The organism is Samsonia erythrinae (assembly GCF_004342665.1).
GTDB lineage: Bacteria > Pseudomonadota > Gammaproteobacteria > Enterobacterales > Enterobacteriaceae > Samsonia > Samsonia erythrinae.
Genome location: NZ_SMBY01000008.1, coordinates 1 through 14,449 on the forward strand (window position 1 = coordinate 1; position 14,449 = coordinate 14,449).

The 14,449-nt window shown below is 51.3% G+C and carries 11 protein-coding genes and 2 pseudogenes; 4 read left to right on the plus strand and 9 right to left on the minus strand.

Annotated features, from left to right (window positions below):
- The first annotated feature begins 155 nt into the window (after positions 1–155).
- Positions 156–482 (plus strand): HYD1 signature containing ADP-ribosyltransferase family protein, encoded by a 327-nt coding sequence (locus tag EDC54_RS12870; protein WP_230514515.1) that lies wholly within the window; start codon positions 156–158, stop codon positions 480–482.
- Position 483: 1 nt separating this feature from the next.
- Positions 484–813 (plus strand): hypothetical protein, encoded by a 330-nt coding sequence (locus EDC54_RS12875; protein ID WP_132456891.1) that lies wholly within the window; start codon positions 484–486, stop codon positions 811–813.
- Positions 814–892: 79 nt separating this feature from the next.
- Here EDC54_RS12875 and EDC54_RS18265 read toward each other — a convergent pair.
- Positions 893–1,081: pseudogene (locus EDC54_RS18265) on the minus strand (SymE family type I addiction module toxin).
- Between the two features lie 87 nt (positions 1,082–1,168).
- On the opposite strand from EDC54_RS18265, the pseudogene EDC54_RS18270 reads away from it, so the two are divergent.
- Positions 1,169–1,306 (plus strand): annotated as a pseudogene (locus EDC54_RS18270) (RHS repeat domain-containing protein); the annotation flags it as partial.
- Positions 1,307–1,352: 46 nt separating this feature from the next.
- On the opposite strand, the gene dppF reads toward EDC54_RS18270, so the two are convergent.
- The 5 genes from dppF to dppA all read right to left on the minus strand — a co-directional run bounded on the left by dppF (position 1,353) and on the right by dppA (position 7,121).
- Positions 1,353–2,369, minus strand: a complete 1,017-nt coding sequence (gene dppF / locus EDC54_RS12890) for a dipeptide ABC transporter ATP-binding subunit DppF (RefSeq protein WP_132456894.1) — start codon at positions 2,367–2,369, stop codon at positions 1,353–1,355.
- On the minus strand, positions 2,366–3,346 hold the full coding sequence (gene dppD, locus EDC54_RS12895; RefSeq protein WP_132456897.1) for a dipeptide ABC transporter ATP-binding protein: 981 nt from the start codon (positions 3,344–3,346) through the stop codon (positions 2,366–2,368). The genes dppF and dppD overlap by 4 nt, the downstream gene beginning before the upstream one ends.
- A gap of 13 nt (positions 3,347–3,359) precedes the next feature.
- Positions 3,360–4,262, minus strand: coding sequence for a dipeptide ABC transporter permease DppC (dppC, locus tag EDC54_RS12900; protein ID WP_132456900.1), 903 nt, complete (start codon positions 4,260–4,262; stop codon positions 3,360–3,362).
- A gap of 13 nt (positions 4,263–4,275) precedes the next feature.
- Entirely contained in the window at positions 4,276–5,295 is a 1,020-nt protein-coding gene (dppB, locus tag EDC54_RS12905; protein WP_132456903.1) for a dipeptide ABC transporter permease DppB, read from the minus strand.
- A gap of 218 nt (positions 5,296–5,513) precedes the next feature.
- Positions 5,514–7,121 (minus strand): dipeptide ABC transporter periplasmic-binding protein DppA, encoded by a 1,608-nt coding sequence (dppA, locus tag EDC54_RS12910; protein WP_132456905.1) that lies wholly within the window; start codon positions 7,119–7,121, stop codon positions 5,514–5,516.
- Positions 7,122–8,472: 1,351 nt separating this feature from the next.
- On the opposite strand from dppA, the gene EDC54_RS12915 reads away from it, so the two are divergent.
- The gene (locus EDC54_RS12915; RefSeq protein ID WP_132456908.1) at positions 8,473–9,822 is read left to right on the plus strand and encodes a 2-hydroxycarboxylate transporter family protein; all 1,350 of its coding nucleotides are present in this window, start codon (positions 8,473–8,475) and stop codon (positions 9,820–9,822) included.
- A 134-nt stretch (positions 9,823–9,956) separates the two neighbouring features.
- On the opposite strand, the gene dcuR is transcribed toward EDC54_RS12915, so the two are convergent.
- From dcuR to EDC54_RS12930, 3 genes are all read right to left on the minus strand, one after another.
- Positions 9,957–10,679: a two-component system response regulator DcuR gene (gene dcuR, locus EDC54_RS12920; RefSeq protein ID WP_132456911.1), complete on the minus strand. Its 723-nt coding sequence runs from the start codon at positions 10,677–10,679 to the stop codon at positions 9,957–9,959.
- Positions 10,672–12,300 carry a sensor histidine kinase gene (locus EDC54_RS12925; RefSeq protein ID WP_132456914.1) on the minus strand — a complete coding sequence of 543 codons (1,629 nt, stop codon included), beginning with the start codon at positions 12,298–12,300 and terminating at the stop codon, positions 10,672–10,674. The genes dcuR and EDC54_RS12925 overlap by 8 nt, the downstream gene beginning before the upstream one ends.
- A gap of 175 nt (positions 12,301–12,475) precedes the next feature.
- Complete coding sequence (locus tag EDC54_RS12930) at positions 12,476–13,888, minus strand: anion permease (protein ID WP_132456917.1); 1,413 nt, start codon at positions 13,886–13,888, stop codon at positions 12,476–12,478.
- Positions 13,889–14,449 lie beyond the last annotated feature (561 nt).

Genomic DNA, 14,449 nt, shown 5'->3' on the forward strand with positions numbered 1-14,449 from the left:
GGCCGAAAACGCTGTCTGAAAAGGGTGTTGCTTCAAGGGGTTAAGTGCGCTAAAAAGTACGACGGCGTCAGGATCGTCCCTATGACCCGATAGGGGTGTTGGGGGGTGATAACAATTACCAGTACGTCAAGAACCCTATAAGTTGGATCGATCCGTTGGGGTTGGCTGGTTGTTCAACTAGAAAGACTCGTGTTCGCCATTACACCAATCGTAAGGGTTCTAAAGCGATCGAAGAGAGTGGTGTCATAAAAGCACATGATAATAATCGTGTTTATGTAGAACCAGCAAAAAATAAACCTTTGAGCCCTCTTGAGGCAGAGAACAAATACCAAATAGGTCGTGGGCGCGGTCGTGACTATATAGAAACAGATGTGCCAACTGAGTCTTTAGAATGGGTGCGCAACCCCCGTTATCATATTGATGAACTAACCGTAAAAGGCGATGTTAAATTAGATGATCCTAAAATATTTAGGAGGAAGTAAATTGAATTTGCTAAAAGATAATGAAAAAATCTCCCTATCAGGAGAAGAGGCCATTAAAATATTATCCGATGTGGAGTATATGCTTGTTTCACTAAGAGATATTGCCAGGCATTATTATGACAACGTCAGTGGTGATATTAGCTCAGAGGACAGGGGATTATATTGTGAAGAAACCACAAGGTTTATCGATGAGAATGATATTACTAAAAAATTAGCAAATATAAGAGAGATCATTACTGAAAAATTTAATCTTGAGCTAGGTGATGATGATATGGATGATATTGAAAGGGAAATGGAAGGCATTAGTTATTGGAAGCCACACTCAAAGTAGAATACTGATAAAGCCGGAAGCGATCACAACGATCCTTCCGGCTTTATTTTATCTGCTGCTTATTCCTTGATGTGCACAGTCAGAGATTAATCTCCGTCTCAATCACTATCCTGCCCCGCTCCACGGTAATAGTGATGGGCATCCCGGTCATAAACCCCGACTCTTCCAGCCAGCGGCCTTTAAGGTTGATGGCGGACGGCGGGTTGGTGTTGCCATTTTACTCGTCTCATTTTGAGACTCTCCCTACGGGCCAGCTAAAGCTGTTCAAACCTGTTATTACAGGTTTGTGCGCGGCGTATCCCACCGTATAGTAACGCTCTGTTTTGGTGGCTTTATTAACGGTGACGCCTGACTCAGGTGGTGGCTCGATGCCGATGCACGGGTCATCCGCGAGCGCGATATTGCCGGCACCGAAACTCACTATACTTATGACGAAGACGGCCACTGCATCGCAGTCCGTCATGGCGAAGGCGATACCCGCCATTTTCTGTATATTGTGTATCCACGCCGCTTCTCCGCCGCGTGGATACAGGGCTAAATTAAGAGAAGACCGCGCCTGTGCCGTGCTCATCCTGATCGACGGCGAAACAGGCAACCTGCTGTTCACCGTAGGTTTTCAACTGCGGCTGGAACTGCGTGCAGGTGCTGAAGCAGCGTTGACAGCGGGCGTTAAACGCGCAGCCCGGCGGTGGATTCAGCGGGCTGGGCAGTTCCCCGGTCAGCTTAATACGCTCGCGACGTAAATCCGGGTTCAGGCGCGGCGTCGCGGAAAGTAACGCCTGCGTATACGGGTGGCGCGGGTGGTTGAAAATGGCGTCTTTGCTGCCTTTCTCGACGCAGCGGCCCAGATACATCACCATCACTTCATCAGCAATGTGCTCGACGACTGACAGGTCGTGCGAGATGAAGACGTAAGACAGCCCCAGATCCTGCTGTAAATCCATCATCAGGTTTAGTACCTGCGCGCGCACCGACACATCCAGCGCCGAAACCGGTTCGTCCGCAATCACCACGTCCGGGTCCAGCATCAATCCACGGGCGATGGCGATACGTTGACGCTGGCCGCCGGAGAACATATGCGGGTAGCGGTCATAATGCTCTGTTTTCAGCCCCACTTTCGCCATCATCGCCAGCGCTTTTTCACGGCGCCCGGCTTTTGACAGTTCCGTGTTGATCAGCAGCGGTTCTTCAAGGATCTGCCCAACTTTTTTACGCGGGTTGAGCGATCCGTAAGGATTCTGGAACACGATCTGGATCTTTTGCCGACGCAGTTTCTGCGCCGCCGGATCCGGCTTTAAAAGATCCTGTCCCTGATAGTACAGCTCGCCGTCAGACGGCGATTCGATCATCGTCAGCAGGCGGCCCAGCGTAGATTTCCCACAGCCGGATTCCCCCACCACCGCCAGCGTTTTACCGCGCTCCAGCGTAAAGGAAACGCCGTCCAGCGCTTTCACCATCCGCTCCGGCGCGAACAGGCCCTTTTTCACCGGATAATGTTTTTTCAGATCGATCGCATGCAGTAAGTACGGCTGCGACGTAACGTTCAGTTCACTCATAGGGTCGGCCTCCCCGCATCATCCAGCGGTGTATGACATTTCACCTGACGGCCAGGAATATCGCGCAGTTCTGGCTCTTGCTGACGGCAGCGGTCCTGCGCATAAGGGCAGCGCGGGTTGAGCAGACAGCCGTTTGGCCGGTCATACTTGCCCGGTACCACACCCGGCAGGGACGCCAGCCGGGATTTATCCGTCGCAAACTCCGGCAGCGCACGCAGCAGCGCCTGAGTATAGGGGTGACGGGGGGCACGGAAGATATCCGCCGCTTTGCCGGATTCCACCACCTGTCCGGCATACATCACGATAATGTGGTGAGCGGCTTCCGCCACCAGCGCCAAATCGTGCGTAATCAGAATCAGCGCCATGTTCTCGCGCTGCTGCAATTCGAGCAGCAGTTCGATGATCTGCGCCTGAATGGTGACATCCAGCGCCGTGGTCGGTTCATCGGCAATCAGCAGTTTTGGCCGACAGGCAATCGCCATGGCGATCATCACGCGCTGGCTCATCCCGCCGGAAAGCTGGTGGGGATAAACATCCAGACGCGAAGCCGGATCGGGAATACCGACCAACGTCAGCAGGTCAATCGCACGCTGACGACGGGTTTTACGGTTACCGCCCTGATGCACCTTTATCGCTTCCATGATCTGGTAGCCCACGGTGTAACAGGGGTTCAGGCTGGTCATCGGGTCCTGGAAGATCATCGCGACTTCAGAACCCACCAGATTACGCCGTTCTTTCTCGGAAATTTGCTTTAAATCGCGCTGGTTGAATTCCAGCTTGTCGGCCATCACTTTGCCGGGGTAATCAATCAGTCCCATTATCGCCAGCGAGCTGACGGATTTACCGGAACCGGATTCCCCGACGATACCAACCACTTGCCCTTGTTCCACCTGATAGCTGATGCGATCGACCGCGCGAAACGGCAGATCTTCATCACCAAAGTGAACGGACAGTTTATCTACATTGAGCAACGCCATCTCTCTACCTCTGTTACTGCTTGAGTTTGGGGTCGAGAGCATCACGCAAGCCGTCCCCCATCAGGTTAAACGCCAATACCGTCAGTAAAATTGCCAGACCGGGGAACGTCACCACCCACCAGGCGCTTTGCGCAAACTGCAGCACGTCCGACAGCATGGTGCCCCACTCCGGCGTTGGCGGCTGTGCGCCCATACCGAGGAAACCCAACGCAGCCATATCAAGAATGGCATTAGAGAAACCCAGCGACGCCTGAACGATCAGCGGCGCCAGACAGTTAGGAAAGATATTGATAAACATCTGGCGCATTGCGCCTGCGCCCGCCACGCGGGAAGCCGTAACATAATCACGGTTCACTTCCACCAGCACAGCGGCGCGGGTCAGACGAACGTAGTGCGGCAGCGCAACAAACGTCAGCGCCAGCGAAGCGTTTACGATAGACGGCCCGAAAACCGCGACCAGCACCAGCGCCAACAGCAGGCTCGGCAACGCCAGCATGATATCGACAATACGCATGATGACGGCATCCACCACACCGCCGAAGTAGCCGGCCAGCAGGCCAAAAATGACGCCCAGCACCAGCGATAACAGTACGACCAGACAGCCGACCAGCAGCGACAGGCGCGCGCCGTACATCAGGCGGGAAAAGACATCACGCCCAACGTCATCCGTACCCAGAATAAACTGCCAGCTCCCGCCCTCTTGCCAGACCGGCGGGCGCAGCAGCGCATCGCGGAACTGTTCCGCCGGCGCATGTGGCGCTAATACGCTCGCGCCAATGGCGATCACCAGCATCAGAACCACATAAATCAAGCCAACCACGGCCCCTTTATTGCGTTTAAAGTAGTGCCAGAATTCCTGTAGCGGGGTCATCGGCTTAGGCGCGTTATTTACAACAGGTTCAGTGACATGTGTCATCTCAGCCTTCCCCTTATTTCTTGTGACGGATGCGCGGGTTCACCACGCCGTAGAGCACATCGACCAGCAGGTTGACCAGAATGATCATGGTCGCCACCAGCAGGACGCCCCCCTGTACCACCGGATAATCGCGCCGCTGTAGCGCATCGATCAGCCAGCGTCCCAGCCCCGGCCACGAAAAGATGGTTTCCGTCAGGATTGCCCCGGCCAGCATCGTGCCAACCTGTAAGCCAATCACCGTCACCACCGGCAGCATCGCGTTACGCAAGGCGTGCACGACAATCACGCGCAGGCGACTCAACCCTTTGGCGCGCGCGGTACGAATGTAATCTTCACCCAGCACTTCCAGCATCGCGGAGCGCGTCATCCGCACTATCACCGCCAGCGGAATGGTGCCCAGCACAATGGCCGGCAGGATCATGTGTTCAACCGCATCGATAAAATCGCCGTTTTCGCCCCAGAATAGGGTATCGATCAGCATAAAGCCGGTCAGCGGCATGCTGTCATCAAGAAAGACGGTATCGCTAATGCGGCCCGAGACAGGCGTGAGATCGAGCTGGACGGAAACCAGCATAATCAGCATCATGCCCCACCAGAAGATAGGCATGGAATAACCCGTCAGCGCCAGACCAACTGACGTGTGATCGAAAATGGAACCACGTTTGACCGCCGCCAGCACGCCGACAGGGATCCCGACAGCAATAGCAAACAACATCGCGCAAACGCCCAGTTCCAGCGTCGCCTTGAAGCGGGGAACAAACTCTTCCCAAACCGGAATGCGGCTCTTGAGAGAAACCCCCAGATCGCCCTGCAATACGCCGCCAACATAGTGGACATATTGCTGCCAGAGCGGCTTATCCAGCCCCATTTCGGCCAGCAACTGCGCGTGACGCTCAGCAGAAATACCACGCTCACCCGCCATGATCATCACCGGGTCACCCGGAATCATGTGTACAAACGCGAAGGTCAACAGGGTAATACCAATAAACGTTGGGATAACCAGCCCCAAACGCCGGAGTATGAACTGCAACATATCCCGAACTCTCTATTCATGCCTGTCGGCTCATTGGCCGGCAGGCTTATCATTGCTCACAGATAAAATCGCAGGCGCGATTTTAAACGTCGTATACAGCGGCCCGCGGGGTGGCGGGCATGAAAAATTTAACGGGCAAGAAACCCCGCCTCTACGTCCCCTCTACAGAGAGACCGCAAGGGCGGGGTTTTCAATGTCCATGGAAATCAGTGGCTGAATTAATCCAACGTAACGTTATTAAAGCTATGGACGCCGCGCGGTTGAACCACATAGCCTTTCACATTTTTACGCACGGGCTCATACACGGTGGAGTGCGCCACAATCAGCGCCGGCGCCTGATCGTGCATCACGACCTGCGCCTGCTTATACAGCTCGATACGTTTTTCGTGATCGGAAATGGCACGCGCCGGTTGGATCAGATCTTCAAACGGCTTGTAGCACCACTTGGAGTAGTTGGAGCCGTTCTTGGCAGCGTCACAACTGAACAGAGTGGCGAAGAAGTTATCTGGGTCCCCGTTGTCGCCCGTCCAGCCCATCAGTACGGTCTGGTGTTCGCCGTCTTTCGCACGTTTCAGATACTCGCCCCACTCGTAGGTGACGATCTTGGCTTTCACGCCGATTTTCGCCCAGTCGGACTGAATCATTTCCGCCATACGGCGGGCGTTCGGGTTGTACGGACGCTGTACCGGCATGGCCCACAGGTCGATCGAGAATCCGTCAGCCATACCCGCTTCCTTCAGCAGAGCTTTCGCTTTTTCAGGGTCGTAACTGTAGTCTTTAACGTCGTTGTTGTAGCCCCACATGGTCGGCGGGATCAGGTTGGTCGCAGCCTGCCCAGCGCCTTGATAAACGGCATCAATGATGGCGGATTTGTTAACCGAATAGTTCAACGCCTGACGCACTTTGACGTTATCCAGCGGTTTTTTCTCCACATTGTAGGACAGATAGCCAACGTTCAGGCCCGGCTGTTCCATCAGCTCGATATTCTTATCTTCTTTCATGCGCGCAAGATCGGCTGGATTTGGATAAGGCATGATCTGGCATTCGTCTTTTTGCAGCTTGGCGTAACGCACAGAGGCATCCGGCGTGATGGAGAAGACCAGCCGGTCGATGCCCGGCTTGCTGCCCCAGTAGCCGTCAAAGGCTTTATACAGAATACGGGAGTCTTTCTGATATTGTTGCAGTTGGAACGGACCGGTCCCGATCGGATTCAGGTCAATCTTCTCCGGCGAACCGGCTTTCAGCATGTTATCCGCGTATTCCGCTGACATGATGGAAGCAAAATCCATCGCCAGGTTCGCCAGGAACGGCGCTTCAGGACGCGTCAGCACAAAGCGGACGGTATAATCGTCGACTTTCTCAATTTTGCTGATCAGTTCCGGCATCCCCATTCCCTGATAGTATTCATAGCTGCCGCCAGAGACTTTGTGATACGGGTGGTTGGCATCCTGCTGACGCATAAAAGAGAAAATCACGTCATCGGCATTGAATTCACGGGACGGTTTGAAATCTTTGCTGTTCTGCCATTTCACGCCTTTGCGCAAATGGAAGGTATAGGTCTTGCCATCTTCGCTGATATCCCATTTTTCGGCCAACCCCGGGACGGTGTCCGTGGTGCCGTCTTTGAATTCAACCAGACGGTTATAGAGAGGAATCGAGCTCGCATCAAATGTGGTGCCGGAGGTGAAAAGCTGTGGGTTAAAGCCTTCCGGAGACCCCTCAGAGCAGTAAACCAGCGTTTTCGCCTGCAAACTGGCGGAAACGGACATGGCAAGCAAGCCAAGGCCGAATGTCAACACCCTTGATTTAGCCAGGGACTTTTTCATTACTCGTGCTCCATTGTGGATGATGTTGTGTGCTATACCCATCCTCTTCCAAGCTGCATACGCATCGTATAAAGCGGCGTTTTGTTAAAAACAGCGTATTTACCCGCATCTCGGAATCGATTAGGAATGATTGGCCAGACCTGTATTTTTAAATGCTGCGGTCTGTACCCTGTCGCCCGTAGGCAAAATTAAAAGGGGGGGAGGCATCGTAGCCATCAGAGTCAATGACCACCACCTAACGGTTCGATATCAACGTCTATCCTGAAGTGTCATAACCCGCCAACGGATGCCGGATGAAGACGTAAAATCATTCAGGCAATACCGCCACTTTCCTCCTTGATTCCCCTATTGCGCCTTCAATTTGTCAATAGATAGGGGTGACGTCAATACAAGTCGTAAGGATTTACAAAATTCACTTACATTTTATTAAAAAATAAAATACAAATAACCCACCATAAATAAGACGTATATTTCATCTTTGACCATAAAAACAGCAATAAAAACTAACATACTGTCTACAAAGAGAAATTATCACCATTAAAAAAGCGATTTTTATCTGGTCTTACATGTCCAAGATCTGAGCACTATTTTTTGTTAAAACCATTAACAGCAGGTGAATATCCTAGCGAAACATAAGAAATACTGATATCAAAAGACGAATTATTAGCAAAAATCAAACTATCTACGTCACAGAAAAAAACTTTGCCTCTTCGCTTTTTACCGATCAGACAGGCATGCACAGCGTTGCTTTATTGCGGCATACCCGATCCAAGCTGAGGCGGGGAAATTGTCGACGATGCCACCGACATCTACGTCATAAAGGGTCTGGCAGGCACGAGATTGACCGACGGCGATTCAGCTACTTTAATTAAATAAATATTTTCACTAAAATAAAATCGAGCTATTTACTTATTCTTATAAAGTGTTATTTTCTCATAATATGATTGACCCCATCCTCAATACTTATCTCTCACCGCCAGAAAATAATTTTAATTACAAAAAAACGAATTAAGTTATTTAAAATGGAGTTGTCGCTAAGTTCACAAATACGCAATTAACATATTATTTTTAACATTCCACCATGCTAGATTACTCTCCAGGCCGATTCGTCAAATAACATTTCTTACTCTCTTTATTTTTATTACTAGTTGATTAAAAACCCAAAAAAGCAACTTTATGTTTTCTGACACTACATATTCCGTCGCCATGAGTGATTATCGATAAACAACCGTTATCGGTAGGAAGCAGTGAATAAACCATACCGCTAACACTGCGTCATCAATATCGCCACAATACTATGCGACGGCATGTCATTTGTTTCTGTACCAACTGTCCTAGCAGGGTGAATATAATGAAAAAAATTGAAACTGATATTTTATGTGAGCACAATCTCGCACTGGAAACACCAGCACCAACATCATTTATCGGGAGCTTATTTAAAAACAAGATCGGCTCCGTTCCTCTGGCGCTTTTTATTGCGATCGCGGCCGTTGTCGCAATCGCGGCCATTGCGGGATACCTGCCAAAAAATATGATTGGCGGTTTTGCCGTTATCATGACGATGGGCTTTTTACTGGCGCATATTGGTAGCAATATCCCGGTATTCAAAGATATTGGCGGCCCTGCCATTCTTTGTCTGATGGTGCCGTCCATCATGGTTTATTTTGAGTTGTTTAACGACAACACCATGAAAACCGTACACCTGCTGATGAAAGAGGCGAACTTTCTGTATTTCGTCATCGCCTGTCTGGTGGTTGGCAGTATTTTAGGCATGAACCGCAAGATCCTGATTCAGGGTATGGTACGCATGTTCGTCCCGCTGGTTATCGGCACGGCGACGGCGCTAGCAACTGGTTTGCTGGTCGGCAAACTGTGTGGCTACAGTTTCTATCACACCTTCTTTTTCATCATCGTGCCGATTATCGGTGGCGGTATTGGCGAAGGTATCCTGCCCTTGTCGTTAGCCTATTCTGCGATTCTGGGACAAAGCCCGGACGTTTATGTCGCGCAGTTGGCGCCGGCTGCCGTCGTCGGTAACATCTTCGCGATTCTGTGCGCTGGCGTGCTGTCTCGTCTGGGTATGCGCCGTAAGGACCTGACTGGAGAAGGCCGTTTGGTACGCAGCGATGAAGACAGTAAGATGTTTGCCGTAAACGACGCGCCAAAGCCGGTCGATTTTCACCTGATGGGTGGCGGATTATTGATGATTTGCGCTTTCTTCATCGTCGGCGGCCTGTTTGAAAAACTGGTACACATCCCGGGTCCGGTCCTGATGATTCTGATCGCGGTATTTTGTAAATACGGGCGCGTTATTCCCGCCATCATGGAAACCGGCGCGCACAGTGTTTACAAATTCGTGTCCAGCTCGCTGGTATGGCCGTTGATGATCGGGCTTGGTATGCTGTACATCCCGCTGGAAAGCGTCGTCGCGGTATTCTCTGTCGGTTACGTCATCGTTTGTGGTTCTGTGGTGCTGTCCATGGCGCTGGTGAGCTTCCTGATCGCGCCTCACCTGAATATGTACCCAATCGAAGCGTCTATTGTTACCACCTGCCACAGCGGGCTGGGCGGTACGGGTGACGTAGCGATCCTGTCCGCCTCTAACCGTATGTCGCTGATGCCATTCGCACAGATCGCCACCCGCATTGGCGGCGCGTCTACCGTCATCGCAGCAACGCTTCTGCTGGGCTGGGTTGTCTAATCCAACCGCGGTTTATCCATAATAAAAACGCCACGGTCATGCCGTGGCGTTTTTATTGGTGACGAATAGCGCGTTACAGGGAAAACATAGCGGCCATCACAGCCGCTTATTCATTGCCACTTATTCATTGCCACTTATTCACAATATTGACGCAGCGAGTCCTGTTTCTCTGGCAGCAGTCGATACAGATAAACCGGTCTGCCCGTCGAACCGTAAAGAATGTTGGTGGTAAGAATGCCGGTATCGGAAAGATAAATCAGGTATTTCCGGCAGGACACACGAGAAATACCGATGGCATTCGCCAACATTTCGGTGGAGAATTCCGTGCCCTGATTACCTTCAACCCACTCACACACGGTACGCAGCGTCAGGCTGGTTAACCCTTTCGGCAGTTTCTTGCGCTCACTGGCGGATGTGCTGCTGGTACGGCGGATCAGGTTATCAATATCAGACTGCGCGACAAAATCACGGTGCTTGAACAAATTCGCTTCTTCGCGGTAAGCCGTCAAGGCCTGCTCAAAACGAGAAAACTGGAAAGGCTTAATCAGATAGTCCACAACGCCATAGTGCAACGCTTTTTTGATGGTATGCACATCACTGGCGGAAGAGATGATAATGACATCCGTTTTTTCGCTGAATTCACGGATCGTGGGCAACAAATCCAGTCCGTTATCCTGCTGCATATAGATATCCAGCAGCACAAGGTCAATTTCCAAGTCAGGTTGCATCAACAGGTTTCTCGCTTGCTGCAACGTCGGAACGGTCGCATAGCAGCTAAAGCCAGAAACCTGGTTCAGATAAGATTTGTTAAGCTCTGCAACCATGGCATCGTCATCAACAATCAGTACATTAATCATGGTCAAACAGCCTTGCTTGATAAGGAATAGTAACGAAAAACTGGGTGTACACCTCAGGTTCTGATTCAAACTCGATAGTGCCGCCAATCTTCTCCAGACTCTGTTTGGTCAGATACAGGCCAATACCGCGCCCACTGCCTTTGGTAGAGAATCCCTGTTCATAAATACGCGTCTGGCTCTGTGGCGCAATGCCGGGGCCATCGTCTCCCACTGTACAGTGGAGGCGACCGTCCTGATGGTGGAAACTCACGCTGATTTCGCAGTTCTCCTGCCCATCAATCGCGTCCATCGCATTCTCAATCAGATTACCCAACACGGTAATCAGCTCATTGGTCGCATCCACATCATCGGTATCCGGCAGCAAGCTCTCCTCGCTGATGGAGAGCGTAATGCCGAGATCGCGCGCGCGGTTGATTTTACCCAACAGGAAGCCCGCAATCACTGGCGATTTCACTTTACGAATAATCGAACCGATTTCCGCCTGATAATTATTGGCGGTCTTCAGGATGTAATCCTCCAGTTGCGAATAGTATTTTAAGTGCAACATCCCCAGTATGACGTGCAGCTTGTTCATAAACTCATGCGACTGCGCACGCAGCGCATCCGCATAGTATGACATTCCACTCAGGCGTTGCAGCAGTTGGCTGATCTCCGTCTTATCGCGAAAGGTCGCAATCGCACCGATAATATCGCCCTTGACAAAGACCGGAACGGTATTGGTCAGCAGCAAGTGACCGTTAAAGTTAATCTCCTCATCACGTCGAGGAGTCCCGCTCTCCAACACCTGTTTAAGGTGCAGAAGCTCAAGCCACCGATCGCTGACGCGTTCCGTCGAATTCGCTGTCGGCGCTTCGGCGTTATGCGGTTTATTCTGCCGGAAAAGTCGTCGCGCTTCATCATTGATGACCGTAATCCGTCCCTGCTGATCGACCGCAATCACGCCTTCTTTAATGTGCTTTAACATCGCGTTACGCTGTTCAAACAGGTTCGAGATCTCAAAGGGTTCGAATCCCAGCATAATACGTTTGAGCACCTTTACTAACATCAACGTGCCCAGCCAACCAACCAGCGCCCCCGCCAATATCGCCCAGGGGATCATCCAGCGATTATCGTTAATCACCTTTTGTACGCTGGTCAAAGCAATACCCAGCGCGACTACACCGACCTGCTCATGGTTGTTGTCAAAAACCGGCGTAAATACCCGCAGCGCCGGATCGAGCGTTCCCCGATTGATGGCGGTATTTTCCATACCCAGCAGCGCCGGGTAGATATCCCGACCGGCAAAATGCTCGCCGATCCTTTCCGGTTCCGGATGAGTGTGGCGTACCGTATTCATATCCGCAACGGTGACGAAGAGCAGTTGATTGCGCTGGCGGATCGTCTCCGCTGCCGCTTGCACCGCCTCTGGGCTGCCGATCCCCCTCAGTTCGTCAATCACAACCGGAGAAGCCGCAAACGTGCGGGCAATGGCAAAAGCTTTCTCTCGCAGATGATCTTCCGACAGCTGATTTATACGAAAAAACAGCAGGGAATAAACCACCAGCAGCACCGCGCCAAGTACAACGGATACCATCAGGAATACCGATGTTCCCAGCTTGAGCGGTGTCTTTTTTTTGCCCATGTCACTCTCCGAAGCAACCATCATTACACCGTTATCTTATACTGTTTCATCGCGTTTCGCGTGTCGTGACGCATATGCGCTGTCACAAGGACAGCGCATATAACCAAGAAGGGAGTCAGGCTTAAGCGTTGCGATATACAGCCACATCCGCAACGCCATCGGGTAGCGCAAGTTTTTACCAGAAACCGAGCAGTTTCCACCACATGCTGCCAACGCCCAGCCAGATAGGAATGATGACCAGACTGATGAAAAAACCGATCTTCCACCATGTGCTTAACGGCATGTAACCACAGCCGAACAAAATCGGCGCCGGGCCGCTGGAGTAGTGAGTCGTGGACATAAACAGGTTACTGAAAATACCGAACACCAGTACGGTGAGCATCGGCGGTGCCCCCGCGGCCAGCGCGATAGAGACGAAAATCGCGTACATGGCGCTGATGTGGGCAATCGCGCTCGCCATCAGGTAGTGGCTGTAGTAGTACACCAACAGCAGCAGGCCCAGCATCGGTAACCAGTGCATGCCGCTTACCGCATTACCGGCCAATCCACCCAGCCAGGCGATCAGGCCCATTTTATTGAGCTGGCCGGCCAGCGTCATCAAGACGGCAAACCATACCACGGTGTGCCAGGCTTCTTTTTCGCTGACCACGTCATCCCACGTCAACGCGCGGCTGAGCAACAGCACGCTCAGGCCTGCCAGTGCGGTCAGGGTCGCGTCGATCTTCAGCGTAGAACCCAGAACCCAGAAAGTCACCAGACCCAGGAACACACCCAGCACCACCCACTCATCGCGGGACATTTTACCCATTTCACGCAGTCTTTCGACGGCGATTGCGCGCATTTCCGACGTTTTCTTCAGCTCAGGCGGATAGAAGCGGTAGATCAGGTAGGGAATCAGCGCCAGAGACAGGAAGCCCGGCAGTAGGGTCGCCAACGCCCAGTCCGTCCAACTGATATGGATACCAAACTGAGAGGCCAGTTTCGCCACCATCGGGTTACCGGCCATAGATGTCATAAACATCGCGGAGGTCACGGCGTTACACTGGAAAATGGACTGCACCAGAAATGCGCCAATACGACGCTGTGTGCCCTTCTCCGGCGTGGAGTCATACGCTTCGGAAATCGACCGGAACAGCGGGGTAATGATCCCGCCACAGCGCGCAGACGTAGAAGGCATCGCCGGCGCAAACAACAGATCGGTGAACACCAACCCGTAAGCCAGACCAAGAGAGCTATTCCCCAGTTTGCTGATAAACAGCAGGCCAATACGCCGACCAAACCCCGTTTTGATAAAGCCGCGGGAGATAAAAAAGGCGCAGGCGATCATCCAGATAGTGGGGTCGCTAAAGCCCGCCAGCACATCTTTAATGGATAACAAACCGAGTATGGAGACGGAGGTCAGGCTAAACATCGCCATCGCGCCAAGCGGATAAGGGGAGAGAATAAGACCGACAACCGTGGCAATGAAAATCGCCATCAGATGCCAGGCATCGGGTTTAACCCCGTCGGGAACCGGCAATAGCCATAAGCCACCGGCAATACAAAGGATAACTAAAAGTTTCAGCAACCTGCCGTTATTCGCAGACATAAGCACACCACTCTTCATTAAAACGGAATTCTATATTCACAACGGATGCCCCGTGCGGAGGAGTGGGTCTTTCGCAATTATTCCTTCGTCACCCTGATGAAAACAACGCAACAGGAGTCATCTGCGGAAAAAGCAGACGAGAAAATAATGGTTCAAGGTGTTTCTCTCGTCTTATAAAATCAACTAATTATTGAAGAGATAGTATTATAACACGCATTGAAAATAGCGTTACTTTAGTTACTAAACCGGTTCATTACTTTATTTAGGAAACTGAGAAATTTTTAGTTTCCGTATAAAAATCCTTTTAATTCAATAATGATTGACATTTACCGAACATAAATTTAACGAGCCCGACGGCAACATTGCGCCCCTAAAACCCCACTACTCAATAGGGGTAATATAATTCTTTTTCAGACAGTCGGTTATCTATTCCCTCTTTATTTACTCAGGTATTCCGCGATAAAAAAAATAACAGAGGAAATCGCCACGCCTCAATGAAAAAATATTATTTTTATCTAACTGATAACATTCAGAGCCTGCCTCATTATGCACTTACTGGCG